General features: G+C 64.5%; 25 protein-coding genes. 3 read left to right on the top strand and 22 right to left on the bottom strand.

Annotated features, from left to right (window positions below):
• Window positions 1-124: 124 nt before the first annotated feature.
• Window positions 125-706 (bottom strand): GDYXXLXY domain-containing protein, encoded by a 582-nt coding sequence (locus FY036_RS16435; RefSeq protein WP_148915822.1) that lies wholly within the window; start codon window positions 704-706, stop codon window positions 125-127.
• Window positions 703-1812, bottom strand: a complete 1110-nt coding sequence (locus FY036_RS16430) for a DUF2157 domain-containing protein (RefSeq protein ID WP_148915821.1) — start codon at window positions 1810-1812, stop codon at window positions 703-705. Before FY036_RS16430 ends, FY036_RS16435 begins: the two co-directional genes overlap by 4 nt.
• A 248-nt stretch (window positions 1813-2060) precedes the next feature.
• Between FY036_RS16430 and FY036_RS16425 the strand changes: the two genes are divergently transcribed.
• Window positions 2061-2201 (top strand): DUF1127 domain-containing protein, encoded by a 141-nt coding sequence (locus FY036_RS16425; RefSeq protein WP_148915820.1) that lies wholly within the window; start codon window positions 2061-2063, stop codon window positions 2199-2201.
• Between the two features lie 200 nt (window positions 2202-2401).
• Window positions 2402-3826, top strand: coding sequence for a methylenetetrahydrofolate--tRNA-(uracil(54)-C(5))-methyltransferase (FADH(2)-oxidizing) TrmFO (gene trmFO, locus FY036_RS16420; RefSeq protein ID WP_148915819.1), 1425 nt, complete (start codon window positions 2402-2404; stop codon window positions 3824-3826).
• 8 nt (window positions 3827-3834) lie between these two features.
• Here trmFO and FY036_RS16415 read toward each other — a convergent pair whose 3' ends face one another.
• From FY036_RS16415 to yajC, 6 genes are all read right to left on the bottom strand, one after another.
• Window positions 3835-4794, bottom strand: a complete 960-nt coding sequence (locus FY036_RS16415) for a sterol desaturase family protein (protein ID WP_201744786.1) — start codon at window positions 4792-4794, stop codon at window positions 3835-3837.
• The gene (locus FY036_RS16410; RefSeq protein WP_148915818.1) at window positions 4794-5228 is read right to left on the bottom strand and encodes a hypothetical protein; all 435 of its coding nucleotides are present in this window, start codon (window positions 5226-5228) and stop codon (window positions 4794-4796) included. Before FY036_RS16410 ends, FY036_RS16415 begins: the two co-directional genes overlap by 1 nt.
• 76 nt (window positions 5229-5304) lie before the next feature.
• Window positions 5305-6150 (bottom strand): phytoene/squalene synthase family protein, encoded by an 846-nt coding sequence (locus tag FY036_RS16405; protein ID WP_148915817.1) that lies wholly within the window; start codon window positions 6148-6150, stop codon window positions 5305-5307.
• A 1-nt stretch (window position 6151) separates the two neighbouring features.
• Window positions 6152-6541 carry an Mth938-like domain-containing protein gene (locus tag FY036_RS16400; protein WP_148915816.1) on the bottom strand — a complete coding sequence of 130 codons (390 nt, stop codon included), beginning with the start codon at window positions 6539-6541 and terminating at the stop codon, window positions 6152-6154.
• A 3-nt stretch (window positions 6542-6544) separates the two neighbouring features.
• On the bottom strand, window positions 6545-9100 hold the full coding sequence (secDF, locus tag FY036_RS16395; RefSeq protein ID WP_148915815.1) for a protein translocase subunit SecDF: 2556 nt from the start codon (window positions 9098-9100) through the stop codon (window positions 6545-6547).
• Between the two features lie 52 nt (window positions 9101-9152).
• Complete coding sequence (gene yajC / locus FY036_RS16390; protein ID WP_148915814.1) at window positions 9153-9491, bottom strand: preprotein translocase subunit YajC; 339 nt, start codon at window positions 9489-9491, stop codon at window positions 9153-9155.
• A gap of 182 nt (window positions 9492-9673) precedes the next feature.
• Between yajC and FY036_RS16385 the strand changes: the two genes are divergently transcribed.
• Complete coding sequence (locus FY036_RS16385) at window positions 9674-10549, top strand: ATP-binding protein (protein ID WP_148915813.1); 876 nt, start codon at window positions 9674-9676, stop codon at window positions 10547-10549.
• Between the two features lie 79 nt (window positions 10550-10628).
• On the opposite strand, the gene FY036_RS16380 is transcribed toward FY036_RS16385, so the two are convergent.
• From FY036_RS16380 to FY036_RS16315, 14 genes are all read right to left on the bottom strand, one after another.
• The gene (locus FY036_RS16380) at window positions 10629-11984 is read right to left on the bottom strand and encodes a peptidoglycan DD-metalloendopeptidase family protein (protein WP_148915812.1); all 1356 of its coding nucleotides are present in this window, start codon (window positions 11982-11984) and stop codon (window positions 10629-10631) included.
• Window positions 11985-12091: 107 nt separating this feature from the next.
• Window positions 12092-12739, bottom strand: coding sequence for a protein-L-isoaspartate(D-aspartate) O-methyltransferase (locus tag FY036_RS16375; RefSeq protein WP_148915811.1), 648 nt, complete (start codon window positions 12737-12739; stop codon window positions 12092-12094).
• 2 nt (window positions 12740-12741) lie between these two features.
• Window positions 12742-13512, bottom strand: a complete 771-nt coding sequence (surE, locus tag FY036_RS16370) for a 5'/3'-nucleotidase SurE (protein ID WP_148915810.1) — start codon at window positions 13510-13512, stop codon at window positions 12742-12744.
• Window positions 13512-14813: a serine--tRNA ligase gene (serS, locus tag FY036_RS16365; RefSeq protein ID WP_148915809.1), complete on the bottom strand. Its 1302-nt coding sequence runs from the start codon at window positions 14811-14813 to the stop codon at window positions 13512-13514. The genes surE and serS overlap by 1 nt, the downstream gene beginning before the upstream one ends.
• A 103-nt stretch (window positions 14814-14916) precedes the next feature.
• A complete protein-coding gene (tatC, locus tag FY036_RS16360) occupies window positions 14917-15759 on the bottom strand; it encodes a twin-arginine translocase subunit TatC (RefSeq protein ID WP_148915808.1) in 843 nt (280 codons plus the stop codon).
• Window positions 15756-16379 (bottom strand): Sec-independent protein translocase protein TatB, encoded by a 624-nt coding sequence (gene tatB, locus FY036_RS16355; RefSeq protein WP_148915807.1) that lies wholly within the window; start codon window positions 16377-16379, stop codon window positions 15756-15758. Before tatB ends, tatC begins: the two co-directional genes overlap by 4 nt.
• A gap of 41 nt (window positions 16380-16420) precedes the next feature.
• Window positions 16421-16645, bottom strand: coding sequence for a twin-arginine translocase TatA/TatE family subunit (locus FY036_RS16350; RefSeq protein ID WP_148915806.1), 225 nt, complete (start codon window positions 16643-16645; stop codon window positions 16421-16423).
• Window positions 16646-16705: 60 nt separating this feature from the next.
• Entirely contained in the window at window positions 16706-17806 is a 1101-nt protein-coding gene (locus FY036_RS16345) for an ABC transporter ATP-binding protein (protein WP_148915961.1), read from the bottom strand.
• A 150-nt stretch (window positions 17807-17956) separates the two neighbouring features.
• A complete protein-coding gene (scpB, locus tag FY036_RS16340) occupies window positions 17957-18688 on the bottom strand; it encodes an SMC-Scp complex subunit ScpB (protein WP_148915805.1) in 732 nt (243 codons plus the stop codon).
• Entirely contained in the window at window positions 18681-19493 is an 813-nt protein-coding gene (locus tag FY036_RS16335; RefSeq protein ID WP_148915960.1) for a segregation and condensation protein A, read from the bottom strand. The genes scpB and FY036_RS16335 overlap by 8 nt, the downstream gene beginning before the upstream one ends.
• Before the next feature lie 42 nt (window positions 19494-19535).
• The gene (gene nagZ, locus FY036_RS16330) at window positions 19536-20555 is read right to left on the bottom strand and encodes a beta-N-acetylhexosaminidase (RefSeq protein WP_148915804.1); all 1020 of its coding nucleotides are present in this window, start codon (window positions 20553-20555) and stop codon (window positions 19536-19538) included.
• Between the two features lie 121 nt (window positions 20556-20676).
• The gene (locus FY036_RS16325) at window positions 20677-23544 is read right to left on the bottom strand and encodes an SPOR domain-containing protein (protein ID WP_148915803.1); all 2868 of its coding nucleotides are present in this window, start codon (window positions 23542-23544) and stop codon (window positions 20677-20679) included.
• Window positions 23545-23645: 101 nt separating this feature from the next.
• On the bottom strand, window positions 23646-25403 hold the full coding sequence (argS, locus tag FY036_RS16320; RefSeq protein WP_148915802.1) for an arginine--tRNA ligase: 1758 nt from the start codon (window positions 25401-25403) through the stop codon (window positions 23646-23648).
• 64 nt (window positions 25404-25467) lie between these two features.
• On the bottom strand, window positions 25468-26682 hold the full coding sequence (locus FY036_RS16315; protein WP_148915801.1) for a deoxyguanosinetriphosphate triphosphohydrolase: 1215 nt from the start codon (window positions 26680-26682) through the stop codon (window positions 25468-25470).
• Window positions 26683-26691: the final 9 nt, after the last annotated feature.

Below are 26691 nucleotides of genomic sequence, written 5' to 3'. Positions count from 1 at the left end.
CACTCCGCCCTTGAAAGCGCGTGGTTCTATATCATCGGCATCTAAGGGTTCAAAGGGAAATTGCCGCAAAAGACGGCGTTTTTTTGCCGGTTACGCGGGCGGCGACGCTGCCTTGCGCCCACATTCAGAAAAGCGGCTCCGAATAGAGCATCTTTTCCTCGTCGTGGAACGACTTGATCTGCGCGGTGCCATCGGAAGCCACCGCGACCTTCATGCGGAACTGGCGCTGGCGCATGTCGGCCTCGATCGCCCTGCCCTCACCCTCCGGCACGTAGAAGCGCTCGATGCCGTAGTCGATGGAGACGGAGGTCGTGTTGTCGAACCAGACGGCGCTCGCCGTGCCGCGAATATCGACCTCGCCGCCCCCGGGGACCGGCTCCAGCCGCTCCTCGTAACGCGCAGCCATAGGCTCCCATATTCCGCCGTTCCCTTCCTTCAGTCGGACGAAGACCGTGCGCCGCTCGCCGCTTTCGGTTCCTTCCGGACGCTCGGCGAAGAGGTCGGTCGGCACGGACGAGATATTGTAGCCCAGCACCACATAGTCGCCGCGCAGAAGGTCGCGCGGATCCACCGGCATGACGGAAAGCGTGACCTCCTCCCCATTTCGCAGGATGGCGGCGCGACCTGCGATCATGGACACCAGCAACGCTATCTGCAGCAACGCCACGGCGGCTGCGATAACAAGGAGCCTGCGACGGTCGCTCATGGCCGCATCCCTTCCAGGGGCCGGGCCGCGAACCGGCGCTCCAACCGCGTAATCAGCCAGGCGAGTACCGACAGGACGAGGCCGCCGAGAACAAAGAACCCGGCCGTGCCGAGCATCGAGCCCAGCATCACCATATAGACGAAGCAGAGCTGGAACGCGAAAGCCGCATAGGCCAGCCAGCGCAGCATCCTGTTTTCCTGCCCAGCAAGAAGCAGGGCCGCGATGATGCCCGCGAAGGCCGCGATGGACGGAACCAGAAACGCCTGTTCGTCCACCAATGCTATCTGGATGATGCCGATACCGGTCAGGAAACCCAGTAGCGCGTGCACGGGCAGGCCTGACCCGAGCGCCAGCCAGCGGCCGGCTTGCGCCGGCCGCCACTCGCCGAACGCGAGCAGCCCTGCCGACAGCAGAGCCATCACCAGCGGCGTCGCAAGGCTCTCGTCGCGCCAGTAGTGGAGAAAGCCGAAGAGAATGAGCGAGAGGAAGATGAGATGGCGCGATGTGACGCTGCGCGCCCAGAAAGTCAGCGCGTAAAGCAGCACGGCCACCAGCAGGTAGGCATAGGGAAGCTCGCGCATCGACCACCAATGGTCGAAACCGTGCATCAGCATCCAGACCGCGCCCAGAAGCACCGCACCGACATTGAGCGGCCCGGAGCGAAGCATGGCGGCGGCTAGCGCCGTGCCTGCGCCCCATACGAAGATCGCCTGCTTCTCGTCGCCCGACATATGATACATCTGGCCGATCAGGGCGATCGACGCGCCGAAGGCCGCCGCGGCGACGATCCACGCGCCCTGCCCGAACGCGTCCTCGCCGCGCAGCTTGAGCACCGCACCACCCAGATATCCGGCTGCAATGGTTGCAAACAGCATGGAAACCCGCACCAGCCGCGGGATCGCTTCCCAATTAGCAGCAATGAAGATGAGTATTGCAGCCGCGAAGAGCGCCGCCGCCATCATCGAAAGCACCGAACCAAAAGAGACGCGGCCGCCGCCGTTTCGCTCCACGTCGAGCGAAAGTGCGCTCGCCGTCGGCGCGTCGATCAAGCCCGCTTCGCGCCAGCGCGCGATGTCGCGTTTGACTTTGGTCGCATAAGACGCCATCCGGCGATCCTCCGCCAATAGGATAGGCGCGCGGCCCAGCCCACACAAGCGGGCAAATTGTGCCCTGATTACGGCTACATAGCCGAATCGGCCACGCTTTCGCCGCATAGGCTTAAATCCATTAATGTTGCATTGCACAAAACGCATTGGTGCTATGCAGCATCATCACTTCAAAAGCGGATCGGTCGCGACTATCTTCCAATCATCGCAAGAACAAATGAACCAGACGAACGCTTATAGGTGTTGAAATGAACCTGATCCGCAACTACCGCAACTGGCGCCGCTACCGTGAGACCGTCACCGAGCTGAGCCGCCTGTCCAACCGCGAACTGAGCGACCTCGGCATTGCCCGCGGCGACATTCCCTTCGTCGCCCGCAAGTCGGTCTAAGAATTCAGAGATTTCGCCAGGATCTACCTCCTCCCAGATCCTGACGAATACGGCCCGAGACTACCTCCTCCCAGTCGAGGGCCACCATAAAGACACCCGCCGGACCTCCTCCCCCGGCGGGTGTTTTTTTTATGCTCGGCGTCCTGCCCAGCCTTCAGGCGTTCCTTGCATTCGCCCCAGCGCCGGACTAATTCCCCTTCATGACAATCGAACCCGTTCACGTCGTCGGCGGCGGCCTCGCAGGCTCCGAAGCTTCCTGGCAGATCGCGCAGGCGGGCGTGCCCGTCGTGCTACACGAGATGCGGCCGGTGCGCGGCACGGATGCGCACAAGACGGAGGGCCTGGCCGAGCTGGTCTGCTCCAACTCCTTCCGCTCGGACGACGCCGAGACCAACGCAGTCGGCGTTCTCCACGCCGAGATGCGGCTGGCAAACTCGCTCATAATGGCTTCCGGCGATGCCAACCAGGTGCCTGCGGGCGGCGCGCTGGCAGTCGACCGCGACGGCTTCTCCGACGCCGTGACCGCCAGGCTGGAAGCTCACCCGCTCATCACCATCGTGCGCGAGGAGGTGTCCGGCCTCCCTCCCGTCGAATGGGGCAAGACCATCATCGCCACCGGTCCGCTCACAGCGCCTTCGCTGGCGGAGGCCATCGCCGCGGAGACCGGCGCGGACGCGCTCGCATTCTTCGACGCCATCGCGCCCATCGTGCACTTCGACACGATCGACATGGACGTCGCATGGTTCCAGTCGCGCTACGACAAGGTCGGACCCGGCGGCACCGGTAAGGACTACATAAACTGCCCCATGGACAAGGAGCAGTACGACGGCTTCATCGCCGCTCTGCTCGAAGGCGGCAAGACCGAGTTCAAGCAGTGGGAAGGCACGCCCTACTTCGACGGGTGCCTGCCTATAGAGGTGATGGCGGAGCGCGGGCCCGAAACGCTTCGCCACGGCCCCATGAAGCCGATGGGACTGACGAATGCGCATAATCCGTCAGTGAAGGCTTACGCAGTCGTCCAGCTGCGGCAGGACAACGCGCTCGGCACGCTCTACAACATGGTGGGTTTCCAGACCAAGTTGAAGCACGGCGAGCAGGTGCGCATCTTCCGCACCATTCCCGGGTTGGAGAATGCGGATTTCGCGCGTCTCGGTGGCCTTCACCGCAACACCTACATCAATTCGCCCACGCTGCTCGACAACTCGCTGCAGCTGAAGTCGCGGCTTGGGCTTCGTTTCGCGGGTCAGATCACCGGCTGTGAAGGCTATGTGGAAAGCGCGGCCATCGGGCTGCTCGCCGGGCGTTTTGCGGCGGCCGAAAGCCTCGGGCAGTCCATTTCGCTGCCTCCCGCAACCACGGCCTTCGGTTCGCTGCTCGGTCACATCACTGGCGGCCACATCACTTCGGACGACGAGCCGGGCAAGCGGTCGTTCCAGCCGATGAATATCAATTTCGGCCTGTTCCCGCCGCTGGAGCCGGGCACGAAGCTCAGGCCCGACGGCTTCGAGGGTCGTTTCCGGGGCAAGGACAAGTCCATCGCCAAGAAGAAGGCGATGTCGGCGCGCGCGCTGGCAGACTGCCGCGCATGGCTGGGCGGCATGCCAAGGGCCGAAGCGGCAGAGTAACGCCGCTACTATTCGGCAGGCGTTATCCCGGCTTCCGATGCGCCCGGCAAACCAGGTGTCCCGGCTTGCGAAGGGTTGCGGCGCACATAGGCGGCCTTGAGCGTTTCGGACGTGTCACGCGAGCCGTCGTGGCTCCACCCCGGCGGGCGGAAGAGATAGCCGAAACGCTGGCGCAGCGTCAGGCCCGGCGCGAACGCGTCCTTGAACATGCCGACATATTCATGGAACGCCACCTTCACCGGATTGAACGTGCCGATGTTGCGCACGATGCCGTATCGAGGCCGGTCTTCCTCAAGCTCCTCCACGAACGTGCCGAACATCCGGTCCCAGATGATGAGCGTACCGGCATAGTTGGCATCCAGGTAGCGCGGGTTGGTTGCGTGGTGCACGCGATGATGCGACGGCGTGTTGAAGACGTATTCGAACGGCCGCCACATCTTGCCGATCGTCTCAGTGTGTATCCAGAATTGCCAGACGAGGTTGAAGCCGAAGACGAAGGCGATGACCGCCGGGTGAAAGCCGAGCAGCACCAGCGGTGCCTGCAGAACGAACATGCCGGTGAACAGTCCGGTCCACGACTGCCGCAGCGCCGTGGACAGGTTGTAGTGCTGGCTGGAGTGGTGGTTGACGTGCTCGGCCCACACCCAGCGCACCCGATGCGCGATGCGGTGATACCAGTAGTAGCGCAGGTCATCGAACAGGAAGGCGACCACGAACACCCAAACCGATAGGCCCAGATCGAAGAACCTGAACTGCCAAAGCCAGAGCAAGGCCGTGTAGGAAACGACGCCCAGCAACAGCCCAGACACCACGTTTCCCGTACCCATCAACAGGCTGGTCAGCGTGTCGCGCGTCTCGAATTCGCCCTTCGCCCGGCCCGTGCGCACCAGCCATAGCTCGATCAGGATCGCTGCGACGAAGAACGGGATGGCAAACTGCGTGACGGCAGGAAACTGGTATTCGTTCATTATGTCTTCTCCCACAGCGCCGCCTTGCGCAGCGCCGAAAACATCGTCTCCACCGCCTTCGCCTCCTGTCCATCTGCGAAGCCGAAGATGCCGCCGGGCCAAGTGAAGTCTCTAAAGCGGACTAGAAGTTCCGAATCGCTCGCGCGCGGCGCGCTGGTCAGATCGCTCGCAGCGACAAGCCGTGTGAGGAACTTGCCGCCTATGGCGTGAACGATGCCGACATGGCCGTTCTCCAATTCGAGGAACGCTGCATCCCCTTCGCGCGTGAGCCAGACCCTGCCCACCATCATTTCCGGATAGTCGACGGCAAACCGGGTGCGGGCCGCTTCTTCACCGCTCAGGCGCGCCGGCGCGCTTCCACCCGTCAGGTGCACGGCGGCGACCACGGCAGCGATGCCGACCACAACGATGATGACGAGCAGCGCCAGGCTCATCGGCTGCGTTCCTCCCGAAGCGCGATAATGCGAATCTAGCTCAATCTTTACGTTAACGTCAAAGGGATTGGATGTGCTAACCCCATCCGCCCGACGCGCGACGAAGCAGCGTCCAGTGGCGGCGAATAGCGGATATATCGATGGGTTCCTGTAACGTGCGGGCGCCTAGCACGGAGGCGCGGTCGATATAGGCCAGCGCCAAAGCAGCCGGCAGAAAGGCGGCGCGCATCGTGGTGGGCACTCCGGTAGCTTCTGCCTCGAAACGGGCGACATGATCGCGCCCGAGCTCTACCATCGCCGCGATGACGCGGGAATTGGCGGCGTCATCCTGTCCGGCGAGAAACGCCTCGCGATCCGAGCCGGCCGCCGCAAGAATGTCGGCGGGAACAAAACATTGGCCGCGCGCGCGATGAAGAGGCAGCAGCCGCAATATGCCTGCAACCCCCTGCGCGCAACCGGCATGCCCTGCGGCGGAAGCGAAGGCAGGCGCCGCTTCCGCCTCCAGCACCAGCGCGGCGAGTTGTATGATCGCGGAAACCGTCTCGCCGCAATAGCCTTCCAGATCGCTCCTGCTCGGCATCGGATCGTCGTAGAGATCGAAGATACGGGCTTCGAGATAGCGATCAAAAGCGTTGCGCGGCAGGCCGTGCCTGTCAATCACCTGCGAAAGCGCTACCGCCAGCGGATGTCCGGCGGCCCCTTCCGCGCCGGCTGCAAGCGCGTCGCGCCACCATTGGAGGCGGATTTCTCCCGGCAGCGCTTCGTGGATGCGGTCGCGGATCGCGACGATTTCGGCATCGAAGCGGTAGAGAACAGCCAGCGCCTCGCGCCTTTCGGCTGGGGCGTAGAGGATGGAAAGATAGCGATCCGCATTTGCGCGCCGCAGCGTCTGCAGGTCTGCTGCGTCAGTATCGTCCGCCATGTCAGTCGACGCTGAGCAGAGCGGCGGCGACCTGACGGTCCTCGGCAAGAAGCACGTTGTAGGTGCGGACGGCCGATCCCGTCGACATCGGCTCGGCCGCAATGCCGGCTTCGCGCAGACGGGCCTTCACTGCGGCCGGCAGCGGCTTCAGGTCGAGCCCCGTGCCGACGAGCAGGATGTCGATAGAGGCCGCTTCGTCCAGTACGAGCTGGAAATCGTCGGCGCTCAGGCGCCCCGGATCGGCCGGCTCCCAACCGTGTATGCCCGACGGCAGGCACAGGATAGAGCCCCGATGCGACATGTCGGCAAAACGGAAGCCCCCGTTTCCATAGGCGTCGATGGCGGCACGCCCAGGATAGTGGGCGTCGCGGATGATGATCCCGCGATTCACCCGCTATGCCTTCGCTGCAACCTGCCCCGGCGTCTGCTTCTTCTCCTCTTCGGCTCCGAACATATCGGGCCGAAGCTTGAAAAGGATCAGCATCGGGCCGGCAACGAACAGCGACGAGTATGTGCCGATGAAGATGCCCAGTATGATTGGCAGCACGAAGCTCGCGATAACCTCGCCGCCGAAGAAGTACAGAGCGCCAAGCGCCAGCAGGGTGGTCACGCCGGTGAGGATGGTGCGAGAGAATGTCTGGTTAAGCGACAGGTTGATGAGCTCTTCCAGCGGCATCTTCTTGTATTTGCGCAGTGTCTCGCGAATACGGTCGTAGATGACGATGGTGTCGTTGATCGAGTAGCCGACCACGGTCAGGATGGCCGCGATACTCGTCAGGTTCATCTCCAGTCCTAACAGGAGATACACGCCGACGATCATGATCACGTCGTGGGCGGTGGACACCACCGCGCCGACGCCGAATTGCCATTCAAAGCGAAGCCAGATGTAGACCAGCATGCCCAGCATCGAAAGCAGGATGCCGATCAGGCCGCTCATCGCCAGTTCGCTCGAAACCGTCGGGCCGACGACCTCGATCCTGCGGAACTCGTAATCGGCGTCCAGCGCCTGGCGTACTAGCTGCATCGCCGACTGCTCGGCATTGTCGCCGCCTTCCTGCGTCTGCAGCCGGATCATCAGTTCGCGTTCGCCGAAGGCCTGAACCTGCACCTCGCCCAGATTAAGCTCGCTCAGGCGCGCGCGCACGTCACCGGGATCTGCTTCCGCAGCCTTGGCCTGCACCTCGATGAGGGAGCCACCCTGGAAGTCGATCCCGTAGTTGAAGTCCTTGACGAAAAGCAAGCCGGCCACGGCGATCGTCAGCGCGCCGGTGATGGCGAAGGCGATGTTGCGCACCTGCATGAAGCGGAACTTGGGCTCCAGCGGCATGTAGTGCACGAGGCCGGCCGGCAGGTTGGTCGGCTTGGAGCGGCGCAGCCACCATGCGGCGATCAGCCAGCGCGTCAGCGTATAGGCCGTGAACACGGTGGTGATGAGACCTATGCCCAGCGTCACGGCAAAGCCGCGAACCGGACCGGTGCCTACATAGAACAGGATGGCCGCAACGATGAACGAGGTGACGTTGGCGTCGAGAACGGTAGACAGCGCGCGCTGGAAACCGGCGTCGAGCGACTGGACGAGCGACCGCCCCTTGGACACCTCCTCGCGCACACGCTCGAAGATGATGACGTTCGAATCCACCGCCATGCCGATCGTCAGCACGATACCGGCAATGCCGGGCAGCGTCAGTGTCGCGCCCAAGGCGGTCAGGATCGCGATCAGCATCACCAGATTGGCGAAAAGCGCGATATTGGCGATGAGGCCGAGCTTGCCGTAGATCAGGAACATCGACGCGAAGACGAGAAGGCCGCCGACGATGGTCGCGAGAGCGCCCGCCTCGATGGAATCCTGGCCGAGGCTCGGTCCGACGGTCCGCTCCTCGATGATGTTGAGATCTACGGGCAACGCACCGGCGCGCAGCAGAACCGCAAGATCGTTTGCGGTCTGGACCGTGAAATTGCCGGATATCTGCCCCGATCCGCCAAGGATCGGCTCGCGGATCTGCGGCGCGGAGATCACATGATTGTCGAGGACGATCGCAAATAGCCGGCCTACGCCCTGCTGGGTGGCCTGTCCGAACCGCGAAGCGCCCTGATTGTCGAAGCGGAACGAGACGACGGGCTCGTTGGTGCGCTGATCGAATGTTGCCTGCGCGTCGACGAGGTTTTCACCCGACACGATCACCCGATTCTCGATGATGTAGGGGATCGGCGGATCGTCGTTGGAGTACATGACCGTCGAACCGGCCGGGGGGCGCCCCTGCACGGCTTCCGCCGCCGGCATCGACTGGTCGACCATCTGGAATGTCAGCTGCGCGGTCTGTCCCAGAATGTCCTTCAGGCGCTGCGGGTCCTCGAGGCCCGGAACCTGCACCAGAATGCGGTCCTCGCCCTGCCGCTGGATGATCGGCTCGGTCGTGCCCAGCTCGTTCACGCGCCGGTTTACGACCTCGACCGACTGGTTGAGCGCGGTTGCGAGGCGGTAGTTGATGCCCTCTTCGGTGAGCGTGAAGCGCAGAAGCCCCGGCTCCGGCTCCTGCATCGACAGTTCGGTCACGCTGCCGGTGCCGAACAGGCCGGACGACACAGGCTCCGTCAGGCTTGCGAGCGCCTGTTTCGCAGCCTCGATCTGCTCGGCGTCGCGCACGCGCACCTGCACCGTACGGCCCGAACCCGACAGCCCCGTGTAACCCACCCGCGCGTCGCGCAGGGCGATGCGGATATCGTCCCGCGCCGTGTCGAGCCGGTCGGCGACCATGTCGTCGCGGTCGATCTGCAACAGGATGTGCGAGCCGCCCTGCAGATCGAGGCCCAGCGTCAGCTGACGCTTCGGCATCCAGTCAGGCAGAGAGGCGAGCGTCGATTGCGGCAAGAGGTTCGGCGCGGCGACGACAAAGGCGACCAGAACGGTCAACCAGATGGCGATCGTCTTCCAGCGCGAGAAATAGAGCATTGGGCTTCGTCCAGTTCAGACGGAAAGAGAACCGCTTCCGTCCTGAATACGGTTATTTCTTGGCGTTCTGGTTCGCGACCGGTTCGCCCTTGACGCGCACGTCGGCGATGGTGGCCCGCAGTGCCGTTACCTTGGTGCCGCCGCCGAGATCGATCTCGAGTTCGCTATCGTCGATGACCTTCGTCACCTTACCCACGAGCCCGCCGCCCGTCACCACCGTGTCGCCACGACGGATCGCCGTCAGCATCTCGCCGCGCCGCTTCATCTGCTGGCGCTGCGGCCTGATGATCAGGAAATACATGATAACGAAAATGAGGACGAACGGCAGAATGCTGATGAAAACATCGGGGCCGCCGCCGGCCGCCTGGGCGTATGCGGGGGTAACGAGCATGTTGAAACTCCTGAGACGAAATGCGCGAAGGGACCGGCGCGCCGGCCCCGTGAAGCTGGCGGGAATATAATCGCTGGCCGCGCCAATGCAACCGCGATAGCCGGCTGTTGTGCCGCTTTTCCATGGGCTTCGGCCGTGATAGGCGGTGTCGAGGCCTCGCCAACCACGAAAAGACACGCCCGATGACGAATGCATTGCCCGAAACGATGGAAGAGAAGCTGGATCGCCTGATCGCGGCCGTGTCAAGACTCGGGCCAAAGGAGCCGGTTCCGACGGACCTTACGAGTGCCGACTGCTTCGTCTGGGCGGCTGAACAGGGCGTTCTCGAGCCAGTCACAAAGGTCAATCGCGTCGAGATCGAGCTCATCCGAGGGGTCGATCGCGTCCGCGACATCCTGATCGACAATACGGCGCGCTTCGCGGCCGGGCTGCCGGCCAACAACGCCCTTCTGTGGGGCGCACGCGGAATGGGCAAATCCTCGCTGGTGAAGGCAGCACATGCGACGATCAACCGCGATCGGCAAGACGGTGAAGCGCCACTCAAGCTCATCGAAATCCACCGCGAGGATATCGACACGCTGCCCCGCCTACTCGCCATCCTCAAGGGCGCACCGTACCGCTTCATCCTGTTTTGCGACGACCTGTCGTTCGACCACGACGACACGTCCTACAAGTCGCTCAAGGCGGCGCTGGAAGGCGGCGTCGAGGGACGCCCCGACAACGTGATCTTCTATGCCACGTCGAACCGCAGGCACCTGCTGCCGCGCGACATGATCGAAAACGAACGATCGACGGCCATAAACCCGCATGAGGCGGTCGAGGAGAAGGTATCGCTGTCCGACCGCTTCGGCCTCTGGCTCGGGTTCCACAAATGCTCGCAGGACGACTATCTTGCGATGATCGACGGCTATGTCCGGCATTTCGGGCTGTCGGTCGATCCCGAAAATTTGCGCCGCGACGCGCTCGAATGGGCGACGACGCGCGGCAGCCGCTCCGGCCGCGTCGCGTGGCAGTTCACGCAGGATCTGGCCGGCCGGCTTGGCAAGCGTCTCGAATGACAAACGCCCGCCTCGAAAGGCGGGCGTAAGCGGGCGGTCCGGACTGGAGACGAAACGGGCCGCGTCGTCTCTTGAAAATCTATTCGAGGAAGGTGGTCGGGTTCACGGGCGTCGAGTCCTTGCGCACCTCGAAGTGCAGCTTCGGCGTCTCTGCCGATCCGCTCATGCCCGCCTTGGCAATCTCCTCGCCGCGCCGCACCTTCTGGCCGCGCTGGACGTTGATCTCGCTGGCATGGCCGTAAACCGTCACTAGCCCATCCTCGTGGCGCACCAGCACCGTGTTGCCGAATTCCTTGAGGCCGTCGCCGGCATAGATCACGACGCCGTTCTCGGCAGCGCGAACTGGTGTGCCGGCAGGCACTGCGATGTCGATGCCGTCGTTCTTCTTGCCGCCGGAAGAGCCGCCGAAGCCGGAGATCACGCGTCCGCGCACCGGCCAGCGCATGCGGGATATGCCGGTCGCATCGGGCGCAGGCGCGCTTGTGTCGAGCGAAGCCTGCTGTATGACGCTTTCGGCCGGCTGCTGGGGCTTGGGCGGCGTGTAGGCGGAAACGGACTCGGGCTGCGCCGGCTTGGCCGGAGCGACGGTCGCCGTCGTGGTGGCGTCGGTGCGGGGCGCCTGCGCCACCTGCACTGTTGGGGCAGCACCGCCTGCCGGGATGGTGAGCGTCTGGCCGATGCGGATCAGGCCGCTGGACAAGCCGTTTGCCTGCTTGAGCGCCTCGGCGTTCACGCCCGTCTTGCGGGCGATGCCGTTAAGCGTATCGCCTGCCACGACTGTGTAGCTGCCGCCGGCGGGCGCCGCGCCGCGCTGCGTATCGTTGGCGGCCAGTTGGGTGCCGGGCTGCTGCTCTTTCAGCTTGGGCTGCTGCGGCAATACGGCAAGGCGTTCCGGTGCCTGCCCGGGTGTCGGCGCACCGGGCGCCGGCAACGTCGCATCGGCGAGCGTCGGGGCCACTGGCGCGCGCTGTGCCGTACCCGGCGCGGACGGAGCCGGCAGCATCTGAGCGTTCTGGACGGCGGGAGCCGACGCGACCGGGCTGGAGAGGCCTGAGCGCGCCACACCCTGCACCGGAGCGTTGTTGTAGACCGGCTGCGGCGCGGACCATGTGTTCTGAGTCGGAGCGGACGCCATCATCGTGCCGCCACCTATGTCGCCCGCCGGACGCGGGTTCAGGCCGACGCGATTGAGAATGCCGCCGCCGCGCTGCGCACTTGCGACCGAACCGGTGTAGGTCTGATCGACCTGCGCGACATCGCCGGGAAACGGCTGCTGCACGGGCGCTGCCTGCTGGGGCCGGGACGAACCCGTCAGGATCGAATCCTGAAACCGGCTTACGTCGGAGCTGCAACCCGCAGCCAACCCGCCGATAAGGAGCACCGCGGCGCCGCGCGCCAGAGTGCGCTGGTATTTGCCTGTAACTCCTAAACGCATCACACTACCCGCAATACCCGATACCAAAGACTGGCATGATTAAAGCGCGTTAATGTTACTGGTCGGTTAAGCTGCGGAGAGGAAATTCAGATTTCTGAATCAGGGTTTCAGATGGCCGCCGCCACGCCGCTTGCCATGGGCTGGAACCGCACCTGTGCAAAGGGAGTGCGCTCGAAGCGACTGCCCAGCTTAGCAAGCTTCTCCATTACCTGCGTGCCTTCCGCAGGCCCTACCGCCGCCACCATGACGCCACCGGTCGAAATCTGGTCGACGAAGCTGCGCGGCAATTCCTCGTAGGAGGCCCAGACGATGATGCGGTCGAACGGTCCTTCGGCAGGCGCGCCCAGCGTACCGTCGGCCTGGCGGACAATGATGTTGGAGATGCCAAGCGCCTCGTGACGCTGGCGAGCCAGCTCAACGAGCGTCTTGTAGCGGTCCAGCGTCAGCACTCTGGCTGAAAGCCGCGCCATGACCGCCGCCGTGTAGCCGGAACCGGTGCCGATCTCCAGAACCCGGCAACCCGGCTGGAGGTCCAGGGCGGCAAGGGCCTGCATCTGAAGGTCGATGCCTTCGATCGTTTCGCCGCATTCGATCGGGACGCTGCGGTCCGACCATGCATCGGCGCGCCACTGGCTGGGCACGAAGCTGGTGCGCGGAGTCGCCTCTATCGCCGCTATCAGGTCACGACGGTCTAGCCCTGCGCCGCGCATGCGCAGCAAGAAGCCGGCGAACTTCTCCCGCTCGGCCTCGTCCATCTTCACACCTTCGTCTTTGCGAGTGCGTTGGCGATCTGGTCCTTCACGGCATAGGCCGTCAGGTCCATGTGCAGCGGCGTCACCGAAATCTGATCAGCCCTGAGGGCGGCAAGATCGGTCCCGTCACGGATCTCAGACGGCTCGCGGCCAAACCGCAGCCAGAAATAGGGGAAGCCGCGACCGTCCTTGCGCTCGTCCAGCCACAGGCCATGAACCAGCTTGCCCTGGCTTGTAACCGACACGCCCTTCACGTCCTGCGGCGCGCAGTTCGGGAAGTTGAGGTTGAGGAAGACGTTTTCGGGCAGCGGCAGGCCGATCAGCTTCTGCAACACCTCGGGTGCGTGGTGCTCGGTCGTCTCCCACAACACGGTGCGCCCCTCCTCCGTCACGGAGTAGCCCTGGCTGAGCGCGATGGAGCGAATGCCCAGCAGCGTGCCCTCCATCGCGCCCGCGATGGTACCGGAATAGGTGACGTCGTCGGCGACGTTGGAGCCCGAATTCACGCCCGAGAGGATCAGGTCCGGCGGTTCGGGCATCAGCTTGCGCACGCCCATGATGACGCAGTCGGTCGGCGTGCCGCGTACCGCATAATGCTTGTCGCGCACCTTGCGCATGCGCAGCGGCTCGGACAGCGACAGCGAATGTGCGAAGCCGGACTGGTCCGTCTCCGGGGCCACCACCCACACATCGTCGGTGAATTTGCGCGCCACACGCTCCAGCACCTGAAGGCCTTCGGCATGGATACCATCGTCGTTGGTCAGAAGGATGCGCATCAGGCCGCCTCGATCTTCTCGATGCCGCCCATATACGGCCTCAGCGCGTCGGGGACGCTGATCGAGCCGTCCTCGTTCTGGTAGTTCTCCATTACGGCGATGAGTGCGCGGCCGACCGCCGTGCCCGAACCGTTGAGCGTGTGCAGGAATACAGGCCCCTTGCCCTCCGCCGGGCGGTAGCGTGCATTCATCCGCCGCGCCTGGAAATCGCCGCAGACCGAGCAGGACGAAATCTCGCGATAGGCGTTCTGGCCCGGCAGCCAAACCTCGATGTCGTAGGTCTTGCGCGCACCGAAGCCCATGTCGCCGGTGCACAGAACCACGGTGCGGAACGGCAACTCCAGACGCTTGAGAACCGTTTCGGCGCATTCGGTCATGCGCTCGTGCTCGGCAAGCGAGCTTTCCTGATCCGTGATGGAGACCAGCTCCACCTTGTAGAATTGGTGCTGGCGCAGCATGCCGCGGGTATCGCGCCCGGCCGACCCTGCCTCCGAGCGGAAGCACGGCGTCAGCGCGGTGTAGCGACGCGGCAGGGTTTCGTGGGACACGATTTCCTCGCGCACCAGGTTCGTCAGCGACACCTCCGCGGTGGGGATTAGCCCAAGCCGCCCGTCGCCATGCTTCACAAAGAAGAGGTCTTCCTCGAACTTCGGCAGTTGGTTGGTGCCGTAAAGCACCTCGTCGCGCACCAGTAGCGGCGGCTGCACCTCGGTGTAGCCGTGCTCGGTCGTGTGCAGGTCGAGCATGAACTGCCCCAGCGCGCGTTCCAGTCGCGCGAGGTGCCCCGAAAGAACGGTGAAGCGAGAGCCCGACAGCTTGGCCGCGCGCTCGAAATCCATCATGCCAAGCGCTTCACCGATCTCGAAATGCTCCTTCGACGCGTTGGCACGCCGCGGTTCGCCGACGCGGCGCACCTCCACATTGTCGGCCTCGTCCTTGCCTACCGGCACGTCGTCCAGCGGCAGGTTGGGGATCACCGACAGCGCGTCGTTCAGCGCCTTGTCGAGCTCGCGCTCGGTCGCCTCGCCGGCTTGGATGAACTCCTTGATGCCGGCGACTTCGCCCTTCAGTTCCTCGGCACGCGCGGCATCGCCGGCACGCATCGCGTTGCCGATCTCCTTGGATGCGGCGTTGCGGCGTTCCTGCTTTTCCTGGAGGGCGACGAGGTGAGCGCGGCGTGCCTCATCCTTCTCGATCAGGTCGTCGACGATTGACTGCGCCGCATCCGCCGACTGGCCGCGCTTCTGCAGCGCATCGGCTAGGGCCTGCGGGTTTTCGCGAATCCATCTGATGTCGAGCATGGCGTTGGGTCGTCCTCGGTAAGCCGTTGAAAGGCGTCCGAGGGGGTAAACCGCAATTGGATTCGACGCAAGCGCGAAGCGGTTTTGCCCGCCCGTGGCCCCGCTACTCGGCGGGCTTGGCCTCGGCCGAAGCAGTTTCCGCCGCCGCCCGCTTGGCCTCCTCGCGCGCCCGGCTCTTTTCGATGCGTTTCACGAGAATGATCGAAATCTCGTAGAGAAGGATCGTCGGCAGTGCGAGGCCGATCTGGCTGACCGGGTCCGGCGGCGTGATGACGGCGGCAACGACGAAGGCGATCACGATCGCCCATTTGCGCTTGTCGACCAGCCCCTGTGCGGACAGAAGGCCGACCCGCGCCATCAGCGTGGTCACCACCGGCAGCTGGAACACAAGCCCGAAAGCCAGGATCAGCGTCATGATGAGGCCGAGATATTCCGACACGCGCGGCAGCAGCGAAATCTGGATTTCCTGATCCGGACCGACCTGCTGCATGGCCAGGAAGAACCACATCACCATCGGCGTAAAGAAGAAATAGACCAGCGCCGCGCCGATGAGGAACAGAATGGGCGACGCCACGAGGAACGGCAGAAACGCCATGCGCTCGTTGCGGTAGAGACCCGGCGCCACGAACTTGTAGAGTTGAGTGGCGATGACCGGAAAGGCCAGCACGAGGCCGCCGAACATACCCAGCTTGATCTGGGTGAAGAAGAACTCCTGCGGCGCGGTGTAGATCAGGTCGACCCGGGTCGATCCCATGCCGGCCCAGACAGTGGCCCACTGGAACGGCAGTACCAGGAAATTGAAGATTTGTTTGGCGAAATAGAAGCACACGAGAAAAGCGGCGAAGAATCCCACCAGCGACCAGATGAGGCGCGAGCGCAGTTCGATCAGGTGCTCGATCAGCGGAGCCGACGACTTGTCGATCTCTTCGTCCTGGGGCTTGCTCACGAGGCTGCTCCACCGGTTTTGGTTTTGGTGGCCGTTTTCGGGTTGGAGGCCGCGGGCTTGGACGGAGCCTTCTTGGCCGTTGCTGGCTGGGCCGTCGCAGGTTTGGACGTCGCAGGCTTGGCTGCCGGTTTCGCTGTCGTCGCGGCTTTCACTGGCGCTGCTGCGCCATTGGCGGCTGGCTTGGCGACCACCGGTGCCCCCTCGCCTAGCCCCTCACCTGGCATCGCCGTCGGCCCAGCCTTGGCAGGCTCCACGGCCTTCGCATCGGCGGTCGCAGACGCAACATCCGGCGAAGGCTGCGGCTTTGCCGATGTCGGCTTCATCGCCGCGTCGAGGCCGGCACGCACATCCTGCGCGGCCTTTTCCATCGGCGACAGTGCCTTCTTGATCTCGTTCTTGGGGTTGAGCGCGCGCACGTCGTCGGCGACCTTCTTGATGTCGTCGAGTTCGGCTTCCTTCAAGGCTTCGTCGAACTGCTTGCGGAAATCACCCGCCATCACGCGCAGCTTCGCCGTCGTCTTGCCGAACGTGCGCAGCATGCCCGGCAATTCCTTCGGCCCGACGACCACGATCATCACGACCGCGATCACCAGCATTTCGGTCCAGCCGATGTCGAACATCGCTTCTCAACTCCGAGGCGGATAAGGCAGGCGCGAGGCCGTCAGGAGGTCTTGCCGGCCTTTTCCTTGGCGGCGCCGACGGTCTCGTCAGAGCGGTGTTCCACCGTCTTGGCGCTTTCCGCTTCGTCTTCGTCGGACATGCCCTTCTTGAAGCTCTTGATGCCCTTGGCCATGTCGCCCATCAGCTCCGGAATCTTGCCCCGGCCGAACAGCAGAAGCACAACCACCAGAACGATGAGCCAGTGCCAGATCGAGAAGGTACCCATAGTTCACTCTCTCTTCGAATGTTTCCCTCAGCCGCTTTTGGCGCAGCCTCGGGGTTTGATTTATGTGCTTTCTTGCGTTCTTTCAAACACAAGCACATCAGGTTTCCTCACCGTGAGCCAAATTTCCCGGTTCGGGTTGGACAAAGCGCCGCACCTCACGCGCGCGCGCACCAGGCGATCGGCCCCGGGAACCGCAAGCTCGAGCAGTTCCACTACACCCAGGAAACGGCGTGATACCACCCGGGCGGGGATTTCGCCATGCGTCTGGGATACGTCGAAGGCCGACAGGCGAAACGCAACCGATGCAGACGTGCCGTCTGCCAGTCCGCCCGCATCGAACCTGCCCAGCGGCGTATCCACCGCTCCGTCCTCGACCCGCGCTTCGAACACGTTGATCTCGGAGAAGAAGCCGGCGGCGAAAAGGGTGGCGGGGCTGTTGTACAGTTCCTGCGCCGTGCCCAGTTGCACCAGCCGTCCATCCTTGAGAAGTGCGATCCTGTCGCCCATGCGCATCGCCTCTTCCGCATCGTGCGTGACGACTATGGCGGTAGCGCGGCTGCGGCGCAGTATCTCCAGCGTTTCGGCGCGCACCGTGTCCTTGAGCCGCGAATCGAGGCCGGAGAACGGTTCGTCCATCAGCAGCACCGCCGGGCGCGGCGCGATCGCGCGTGCCAGCGCCACGCGCTGCTGTTCGCCGCCGGAGAGGATGTGCGGATAGGAACCCGCGTAATCTTCCAGCCCCACGCGAGCCAGCGAGATCATCGCTTCCCTGCGTGCTTCCTCGCGCGACAGCGCCGTCAGGCCGAAACGCACGTTGTCAAGAATCGTGAGGTGCGGAAACAGGGCAAAATCCTGGAAGACCAGCCCGATGGAGCGCTGTTCGGGCGGCAGGAATACGCTGGGTCCGGCTATCTCGCGATCGTTCAGCAGCACGCTGCCGCGCGTTTGCGCCTCTATACCTGCGGCGATGCGCAGGAGCGTGGTCTTACCAGACCCCGAAGGCCCCAGCAGGCACAGTACTTCACCCGGCTCGGCGGCAAGCGACACTTCATGCAAAGTGGCGGCAGTGGGTGAGAACTCGTGGCTGACGCGGTCGAAGGCGAGCCGTGCGGCGAAAGACACGCCTGCCGTCACCCTTGCCGTCGCCGAAGCTGCCACCATGTCTCGCACGCCCTTTCCCGTCACAGCCTCCTTAGCGCTTCGAGGCGCGCCGGGGCAACTCAAATGGGAACGCAGGCGCGCTCAGACTATTCCCCCCAGGGAAAAATTTGACGGAAAGCGGAATTCTCCTGGCTGCTGCGCGAGAATCGATCAGTCGTCCGTTACGCGGGGCGTCAGCAGACCCAGTTCCTCAAGGTCGATATCCGTCAGCGGATCCTCATCATCGGCTAGGCTGTCGGGATCGGCGGGCGGCTGCGGCACTGCAAAATTGGAAGGCATCCGCGCTGAGAGCAGCCCCGCGCCCTTGAGTTCGTCGATGCCGGGAAGGTCGCGTATTTCCTCCAGGCCGAAGTGATCCAGGAAGGCCTCGGTGGTGCCGTACGTGACCGGCCGGCCCGGCGTGCGGCGGCGGCCGCGCATCCTGACCCAGCCCGTCTCCATCAGCGTGTCGAGCGTGCCCTTGGAGGTCTCCACACCGCGTATTTCCTCGATCTCCGCGCGCGTGACCGGCTGGTGGTAGGCGATGATGGCGAGCACCTCGAGTGCCGCGCGCGACAGCTTCTTCTGCTGCACGGCATCGCGGCTCATCAGGAAGGCGAGATCGCCCGCGGTGCGGAAAGCCCACGCGTCACCGACGCGAACGAGGTTGACGCCGCGCCTCTCATATTGCCGGCGCACTTCTTCCATAACGGCGGGTACGTCCACGCCTTCCGGAAGCCTTGCGGCCAGCGCTTTCAGCGATACCGGCTCGGCCGAAGCGAAGACGACCGCCTCCGCCATGCGCACGGCCTCGGCGAGATGCAGGCGCTCTGCCGGATTGATGTCGAGATCGTCGTCGTCCTCGCGGGAGAAGGGGACGATCTTCGCGCCGGTTTCATTCATGGATCACTTCTCCCGGCACGGTGTGCGCGGCCGCCTTCTGCCTTCCCCGCATGAACAGGGGGGCGAACGGCATGTCCTGCCTGACCTCAAGCTGCCCCTCGCGAACCAGTTCCAGGCTGGCAGCGAAAGAACTCGCAATGGCGGTGGCGCGTTCCTCGGGCGTGGTCATGTAGCGGATGAGGAATATGTCGAGCGCCGTCCAGTCGCGCAGTTCTCCGATCAGCCTTGTGAGGATTTCGCGCGCTTCCTTGAGCGACCACACGCCGCGCTTTTCGATGCGCACATTGGTGATCGCCTGACGCTGGCGCTGCGAGGCGTATGCCGTGAGCAGGTCGTAGAGCGACGCGTTGTATTCGTTGCGTTTATCGACGATGACGGTTTCCGGCGCGCCGCGCGCGAAGACGTCGCGGCCGAGCCTGTTGCGGTTGACGAGGCGCGCGGCAGCATCGCGCATCGCCTCCAGCCGCTTCAGCCGGAATTGCAGCACGGCCGCCAACTCCTCGCCGCTCTCGCCCTCGTCGCCGGGCTGCTTGGGTATCAGCAGCTTCGATTTCAGGAAGGCCAGCCACGCCGCCATCACGAGATAATCGGCGGCCAGTTCCAGCCGCAGCTTGCGGGCATTCTCGACGAAGGAAATGTACTGCTCGACAAGGGCGAGCACCGAGATGCGGGCGAGGTCGACCTTCTGGTTGCGCGCCAGATGCAGGAGCAGGTCGAGCGGGCCTTCAAAGCCATCGACATCGACCACGAGCGCAGGCTCGGAGACGCCGCGGCTCTCGTCGTTGTCGGCCCAGAGCCGGTCCATCGGCGTGGCCTTGCTGTCTCCCGCTACCGTCAAATCCGGTTCCTACGCCACCGCCTCGAACATCGCCGCGAACTCGGCCCTTGTTGCATCTTCCTTCGCATCGTCGCGCCGCCTCAGCCCGTGAAGGGCGCTCTCGGCACGCTCGGCCGCCTTGCCGGAAAGAACCGGAACGCGGCCGGCAACGACGCTCATTTCGTCCATCCTGCCATTGCAGTGAAGAACCACATCGCAGCCCGCCGCAAGGATTGCGTCCGTTCTGGCTGCGAAATCCCCAGAAAGCGCATTCATCGACACGTCGTCGCTCATCAGCAGGCCGTCGAACCCGATTTCCCCGCGAATGATGTCCTCGATCGCCTTTGGAGAGGTCGTCGCCGGCGCATCCGGGTCGATTGCGGTGTAGACGACGTGTGCCGTCATCGCCATCGGCGCGTGGTTCAGCGCCTTGAAGGGAGCGAAGTCGTGGCCGCGAAGCTCGTCCAGCGGCGCATCGACGACCGGCAGGTTGTGATGGCTGTCGGCAAAGGCGCGCCCATGCCCCGGAATGTGCTTGATGACGGGCAGCACGCCGCCTGCCTCCAATCCCGCCATCGCCGCGCGCCCCATGGCGGTGACGATTTCGGGGTCCTTGCCGTAGGCCCGGTTGCCGATCACGTCGTGTGCGCCTTCCACCGGCACGTCCAGCACCGGCAGGCAGTCGGCATTGACGCCGTAGCGCAGCAGGTCGAACGCATGGAGCCGGGACATCAGCCAGGCCGCGCGCAACCCCGCATCGCGGTCCGCGCGGTAGAGCGCTCCCAGCGCAGAACCGGGCGGATAGTCTGGCGCCAAGGGCGGGCGCAGGCGCTGCACGCGGCCGCCCTCCTGATCGATGAAGACCGGCGCGTCCGGCCGCCCGACGCAATCGCGCATCGCGGCGGTAAGGTCGCGCAGCTGCCGGGCATCGGCGACGTTGCGGGCAAAGACGATGAACCCCCACGGCCGCTCGTCGCGGTAGAAGGCTATCTCGTCGGCGGTGAGCGTCGTTCCCGACGCTCCAAGGATGACTGCTTTTGATTCGCTCATGGCTGGAATCATAGCCTCAAGGGAGGTTTTGCGCATCTTCTCCGCGCAGCGACGTACGACCTACAACAAACAAGCCGCCATGCGAGCGCATGGCGGCCTGTTCGTCGTTTATCGGGGCGCGTCAGCGGGAGACGAAGCAGCTTCCACCGGCGGACTTGTAACGGGTGCAGAGCTGGATGGCCTCGTCGCGCGTCTCGGCGGGGATGCGCACGCGGTAGTACGTTCCCATGCCTTCGATATCGGCCCGCACGATGTTGACGCCCCTGCCCTCTAGAACGCCGCCGTAACGACGCGCGAGGTCCTGATACGTCGACTGCGCGCCTTCGGCCGTCGGCTGCGACGCGATCTGCATCGACCATGCGCCGGATGCTGCGGCAGGCGCTGCTGCGGGCGCGGAGACCGGCGTTGCAGCCGGAAGCTGGCTTGCGGGCTGCTGCTGCACGGCGGCTTGCGCCACGACGGGGGCTGCTGCCGGAGACTGCGCCTGCGGCGCCGTCTGCGGGTCCATGCGCTGCGAAGGAACGACTGCAACGGTCGCCGGCGTGTTGACCACGGGTCCGCCATCATCCTCTGCCTGCGCTGCCTCCTCGCTCGGTACGAGGCCGGCCTGCGGGGCGGAATTTGCGGGGGCCAGGGCAGGTGCTGCCGCGATCGTCGCTGCGGCCAGAACCGATTCCGGCGTCTGTTCGGCCGCAGGTGCTGCTTCCTCGCGCGGAACCATGGTGCCGTCGGCGCGCACGACCATGGTACGCACCCGGCGCGGCGCGACCGCTGCGACGTCGTCGCTCGCACCTACGCCTTCCGGTTCGGCCACAGGCTCGATGCGATCTTCGGCCTTGGGCAATCCTGCAACCAAGTCATCGACGGTCGCGGGGACGTCTCCCTCATCGGTGATGCCGGGTGGCAACGTTGCCTGTTCGTCTGCCGTCGCCGCCATGTCGATGGGCTCCTCGGCGGTGCTGATGAGGCTTTCCTGCTGCGGGGCCGCATCGGACGCACCGCCCGAAACGCGCTGGTAGACCTGGTTGTCCTGATTGGGCACCGTAGTGCCGCCCGGATTCTCCGGGCGCACCTTCATCGGGTCCGCGTCGGCACGAACGACCGCCGGCGAATCGGAACCGCCGCCGAACATGGACATGCCGAAGACACCGACGCCACCGACCACGGCGACACCGGCCACCACCGCGGCGATCAGCAGGCCGCGCTTGCGTCCCGCCGGACGGTTATCTTCCTCTTCCTCGTAGGAGGACATCGCGATGGCCTGCTCGAGGTCGGTTTCATAGTCGAACCCGTCATCCAGATACTGGCCGTCGGCCTGCCACTGCCCCTCGCCCACCGCATAGGCGTCGGCCGGCTGGGCAGGCTGATCGTGACCACCGGCGCTGTGAGCAGCGGGAGCAGCCGCAACGGACGCCGCATGGGTGCCATAGGCGGCAGCGCCGGCGGCGACCGCCGCCGTTCCCCAACCAATATTCGGCTGGGAGGTCGTCGCCTCCGGCTCGTCGGCGGCCACGTCTCCGAAGGCCTGCGCGATCTCGCCCTCCAGGTCGTCGTAGAACCCGGTCGAGACATCGGCAGCGCCGTAGTCGACATCTGGAATGTCGAGGTCGTCGGTCATCGCGACGACGGTGTCGGAAACCTCGACCGTCTCGATATCCGGAGCGGGCTGCGCTACCGGCTTGGGCTGCTGCCAGGAGCGTTCCGGCTGCCAGGATGCGAGCGCATCGACGCCGGCAGCATGGGACTGCTGCATGGCAGGCTGCGCCGGCTCCTCGGCAAACGCCACGGCTTCCTCGCCGAATATGTCGGCGAAGTCGTCGTCGCCCAGCATGGCGATGGGGGCAACCTCTTCCTCGGTGGCCGAAACCGGCTCTTCAAGGATGTGCTCCGGCTCCTCGAAAGCGGGCTCCTCGGCTTCGAACGACGCTTCCTCTGCCTCGTATTCCGGTTGCGCCGGCTCGAAAACGGCTTCCTCGTTGCGGGGCGCTACGAAATTGCTGCGGCCGAAAGTGGTGACAGCCGGGTGCCAGTCGTCGGCGGCGGCACGCGTGGTTGGCTCCACCGATGGCGAAACCGGGACATCAGCAGCCGGCTCGTCGCTCAGCAACGCGCTCAGTTCGTCCTCAAGGCTCAGTTCCGCCGGACCGGTGGATGCGGCAGAGGCGTCCTGTTCGTCGGCCGGGGCGAAGAAGACATGCCCCATCGGGACATCTTCAACTTGATCTGGCTCCTCAACGTGCGCTTCGGCCTCGTAGGCAATCGCCGGCTCGTGCGACGTTTCAGGCGCGCCGGTGAGTTCCTCTTCCAGGAAACCGAAATCCATATCGACTTCGGCCATCTCGTCCTCATCGTCATCATGCGACGCGGGCGCGGCGGCCTCCTGCCGCCAATGGGCTGCGGCAGGCTCCTCGACGACCGCCCGCGACTCAGGCTGCGGCGCGACTGTATCGAACTGCTCGACCGGCAGATGATCGGCGGGCTCCTCCAGCTCTGCGATGAGATCGTCCATGGACAGCGCTTCGCTGGACGAGCCTGCATATGACGGCTCCTGCCCGAGCATTTCGGGCTCGGGCTCGAAGCTGACGGGCTCGGCGAATGCGGCCGGCTCTCTGTCCGCCGCGGGCTCCGCGTCGTCCTCAAAAGCGGCCTCGAACTCCGACAGGAAGTCGTCGGAAAGCTCGGGCTCTTTCTCGCTGGCTTCAGCCTCGTAGGAGACCTGCGGCTCCTCGATCGGGGCCCAGGACGATGCCTGGTGCACCGGCTCCGGCTGCTCCTGGGCAGCCTCGGGCTGCGGATCGTCGAAATCGGAAAAATCCAGATCGCCCATCAACTCCTTCTCGAGGTCGATGTCGAAACTGTCCTCGGAGGGCTGCTGCACCGGCGCTGCGGCGCGAGGATCGTGGCCCATGATACGCGTCAGTTCAGCGAACGGATCGTTTTCCGAAAAGCTCGCATGATCGTCGCGTCTGCTGTGGTTTGTGTCTGCCATGCTTTTTCCCACACTCGTACTGGGTCGGACGCCGGCGACGTCGCTTGGGGTTGGCCCTACCAGTGCATTGTGGGTAAAAGGTGACAGGAAACCCGTGTTTTCTAGCGCATTTCGGCCGGAGCGTCAGCTCCCACCAGCGCCAGTCCGGACGTCAACACATCCGACACGGCCTGCACCAGACCCAGCCTGGCGTGAGTCAATTCTGGGTCGTTAACCTTAACAAAGCGTAAGTCATTGTTCTCCGTGCCGCGATTCCAGTGCGCATGGAAGGTCTGGGCGAGGTCGTAGAGGTAGAATGCGAGCCGGTGCGGCTCCATCGCCTGCGCGGTCGCCTCGATCAGCCGGGGGTACTCGGCAAGCTTGCGGATGATGGCTATCTCGCCCTCATCCGTCAGCCGGGGGGCGGCCGCCTTCATCGTCGAGCGCTCGATCCAGCCCCCGCCAAGCTGTTCCTTGGCCTGCCGGAACACCGAATGGCAGCGCGCGGACGCGTACTGCACGTAGAACACAGGATTGTCCTTGGACTGCTCCGTCACCTTGGCGAAATCGAAGTCCAGCGGCTCGGAGCTCTTGCGATAGAGCATCATGAAGCGGATGGGGTCGCGCCCCACCTCATCGACCACCTCGCGCAGCGTGACGAACTCGCCCGACCGCTTCGACATGCGCACCGGCTCGCCGTCGCGATAGAGCTTGACGAGGTTGCACAGAAGGATCGTCAGGTTCAGCGCGCCGTCAGACACCGCCTTGGCAAGCGCCTCCATGCGCTTGACGTAACCGCCATGGTCTGCGCCCAGAATGAAGATCACATCCTGAAAGCCGCGCGCGTACTTGTCCTTCATGTAGGCCACGTCGGCGGCGAAATAGGTGTAGGCGCCGTCTGACTTGACCAGCGGCCGGTCCATGTCGTCGCCGACCTCGGTCGAACGGAAGAGCGTCTGCTCGCGATCTTCCCAATCGTCGGACTTCTCGCCCTTCGGCGGCGGCAGCTTGCCCTTGTAGACGTGGCCCTTGAGGGTGAGGTCGGCAATGGCCGAGCGGATCGCGGCAGCGTTGTCGGCATGGAGCGTGCGTTCTGAGAAGAACACCTCGTGCTCGACGTTGAGAGCAGCCAAATCCTCCTTGATCATCGCCATCATCGCGTCAATCGTGCGATCCTTCACGATGGCAAGCGCCTCTTCTTCCGGCATCTGGTTGAGCTTGCGATCGAACTCGTCGGCGAGCGCCTTGCCGACCGGCACGAGGTAGTCGCCGGGATACAGACCCGGCGGTATCTCGCCGACCTGCTCGCCCAGCGCCTCGCGATAACGCAGCATCACCGAGCGCGCGAGCACGTCGATCTGTGCGCCTGCATCGTTGATGTAGTATTCCTTGGTCACGTCATAGCCGGCGAAGGCCATGATGTTGGCCAGCGCGTCACCCACCACCGCGCCGCGGCAGTGCCCGACATGCATCGGCCCCGTCGGGTTGGCCGAGACGTATTCGACATTCACCCTGCGCCCTGCCCCAACGTCCGACCGGCCGTAGTCGGTGGCGGTGTCGAGGATATCGCCCAGCCGGGCCTGCCAGAACCCATCCGCCAGCCTCAGATTGACGAAGCCCGGCCCGGCTACTTCGGCAGCGGCAACATCGGCGTCATCGCGCATTGCGGCGGCTATCTTCTCGGCAAGCGCGCGCGGGTTCTCGCCCACTGCCTTCGCCAGCACCATCGCGGCATTCGTCGCCAGATCGCCGTGGCTCGCATCGCGCGGCGGCTCGACCGTGATGCGCGACAGGTCCGGGCGGTCGCCCGATTGTGTCTTCAGATCAAGCGCTTCGACGGCCTTGGTGATGCGCGAGGCGAACTGCGCGAAAATATTCATGGTCAAAAACTCTGCCGGTGTGCGGAATTGTGCGGGCAACGGGGCTCGCAAAGTCGCGCCCCGCCTAGCCCAAATCGGGAGTCCGGTCAAACAGGCGGCGGTGTTCCTTGATGGCGTAGGTATCCGTCATGCCGGCGATGAAATCGGCAACGTCGCGCGCCTTGATGCGCTCCTCCGCCCGGTCCAGCCCCTCGCGCCAGCCTTCCGGCATGTCTCGCGGGTTGGCGAAGTAATGGCCAAACAGGTCGCGTACGATCCGGTCGGCGTTCTCGCGCACGGCCATCACGGTGGGGTGGCGATAGAGATTGGCGTAGAGGAACGTTTTCAGTTCCTTCTCCCACGCCGCCATCGCAGGCGAAAACGTCACCACCGGCCGGCCGGCACTATGGATGTCTGCCGGCGAGTATGGCTGAAGTTCATCAAGGTTAGCCCGCGAGGTCGCGATCACGTCCTCCACCATCGCGGTGATCTGCCTGCGCATCAACTCGTGGCCGGTGCGCACGGCGTCCAGCGCAGGGTACCGTTCGCGCACGGCTGTCAGGATGCCCCCAGGCAGCGAGACGGCTTCCAGCATGTCGAGCGACAGCAGACCTGCGCGCAGGCCGTCGTCTATGTCATGGGTGTTGTAGGCGATGTCGTCCGCAATCGCGGCGGCCTGCGCCTCGACAGAGGCGTATCTGTCCAGTTCAAGATCGAAGAGACCGCAAAAGTGCAGGATGGTATCCGGAACCGGCCCCTTCAGGCCCCTGCCCTCGCCATCCGTCAGCGGCCCGTTGTGCTTGACCAGCCCTTCCAGCGTTTCCCACGAAAGGTTCAGGCCCTCGAACTCGGCGTAGCGCCGTTCGATGCGGGTGACTATGCGCAGCGACTGCGCATTGTGGTCGAAGCCGCCCCACGGCTTCATCATCGCGTCCAGCGCGTCCTCGCCCGTATGGCCGAATGGCGTGTGGCCGAAATCGTGCACCAGCGCGATGGCCTCAGCCAGATCCTCATCCACGCACAGGGCCCGCGCCAGCGCACGCGCGATCTGGGCCACTTCTATCGAATGCGTCAGCCGCGTCCGGTAGTGGTCGCCCTCATGTGCGATGAAAACCTGTGTCTTGTGCTTCAGCCGGCGAAACGCGGTGGAATGGATGATGCGGTCGCGATCGCGCTGGAACGGCGTGCGCGTCGGGCTCTCCGGCTCGGGATAGAACCTGCCGCGTGTCATTGCTGGATCGCAGGCATAGGCCGCGCGGGGCCGATAGCCGAAACCGATACCTTCGAACGATGCTGACAATCCGGTCAC

Origin of the sequence: Neoaquamicrobium microcysteis, assembly GCF_008180155.1 — a bacterium.
GTDB classification, from domain to species: Bacteria; Pseudomonadota; Alphaproteobacteria; order Rhizobiales; family Rhizobiaceae; genus Aerobium; species Aerobium microcysteis.
The sequence above is the reverse complement of the archived record's forward strand: the minus strand, read 5'-3'. Positions and strand labels throughout refer to the sequence as shown.

Coding starts and splice junctions, on each gene's coding strand:
- FY036_RS16435 (WP_148915822.1), bottom strand. CDS start 706: ATGAGCGACCGTCGCAGGCTCCTTGTTATCGCAGCCGCCGTGGCGTTG.
- FY036_RS16430 (WP_148915821.1), bottom strand. CDS start 1,812: ATGGCGTCTTATGCGACCAAAGTCAAACGCGACATCGCGCGCTGGCGC.
- FY036_RS16425 (WP_148915820.1), top strand. CDS start 2,061: ATGAACCTGATCCGCAACTACCGCAACTGGCGCCGCTACCGTGAGACC.
- trmFO (WP_148915819.1), top strand. CDS start 2,402: ATGACAATCGAACCCGTTCACGTCGTCGGCGGCGGCCTCGCAGGCTCC.
- FY036_RS16415 (WP_201744786.1), bottom strand. CDS start 4,794: ATGAACGAATACCAGTTTCCTGCCGTCACGCAGTTTGCCATCCCGTTC.
- FY036_RS16410 (WP_148915818.1), bottom strand. CDS start 5,228: ATGAGCCTGGCGCTGCTCGTCATCATCGTTGTGGTCGGCATCGCTGCC.
- FY036_RS16405 (WP_148915817.1), bottom strand. CDS start 6,150: ATGGCGGACGATACTGACGCAGCAGACCTGCAGACGCTGCGGCGCGCA.
- secDF (WP_148915815.1), bottom strand. CDS start 9,100: ATGCTCTATTTCTCGCGCTGGAAGACGATCGCCATCTGGTTGACCGTT.
- yajC (WP_148915814.1), bottom strand. CDS start 9,491: ATGCTCGTTACCCCCGCATACGCCCAGGCGGCCGGCGGCGGCCCCGAT.
- FY036_RS16385 (WP_148915813.1), top strand. CDS start 9,674: ATGACGAATGCATTGCCCGAAACGATGGAAGAGAAGCTGGATCGCCTG.
- FY036_RS16380 (WP_148915812.1), bottom strand. CDS start 11,984: ATGCGTTTAGGAGTTACAGGCAAATACCAGCGCACTCTGGCGCGCGGC.
- FY036_RS16375 (WP_148915811.1), bottom strand. CDS start 12,739: ATGGACGAGGCCGAGCGGGAGAAGTTCGCCGGCTTCTTGCTGCGCATG.
- surE (WP_148915810.1), bottom strand. CDS start 13,512: ATGCGCATCCTTCTGACCAACGACGATGGTATCCATGCCGAAGGCCTT.
- serS (WP_148915809.1), bottom strand. CDS start 14,813: ATGCTCGACATCAGATGGATTCGCGAAAACCCGCAGGCCCTAGCCGAT.
- tatB (WP_148915807.1), bottom strand. CDS start 16,379: ATGTTCGACATCGGCTGGACCGAAATGCTGGTGATCGCGGTCGTGATG.
- FY036_RS16350 (WP_148915806.1), bottom strand. CDS start 16,645: ATGGGTACCTTCTCGATCTGGCACTGGCTCATCGTTCTGGTGGTTGTG.
- FY036_RS16345 (WP_148915961.1), bottom strand. CDS start 17,806: ATGGTGGCAGCTTCGGCGACGGCAAGGGTGACGGCAGGCGTGTCTTTC.
- scpB (WP_148915805.1), bottom strand. CDS start 18,688: ATGAATGAAACCGGCGCGAAGATCGTCCCCTTCTCCCGCGAGGACGAC.
- FY036_RS16335 (WP_148915960.1), bottom strand. CDS start 19,493: ATGGACCGGCTCTGGGCCGACAACGACGAGAGCCGCGGCGTCTCCGAG.
- nagZ (WP_148915804.1), bottom strand. CDS start 20,555: ATGAGCGAATCAAAAGCAGTCATCCTTGGAGCGTCGGGAACGACGCTC.
- FY036_RS16325 (WP_148915803.1), bottom strand. CDS start 23,544: ATGGCAGACACAAACCACAGCAGACGCGACGATCATGCGAGCTTTTCG.
- argS (WP_148915802.1), bottom strand. CDS start 25,403: ATGAATATTTTCGCGCAGTTCGCCTCGCGCATCACCAAGGCCGTCGAA.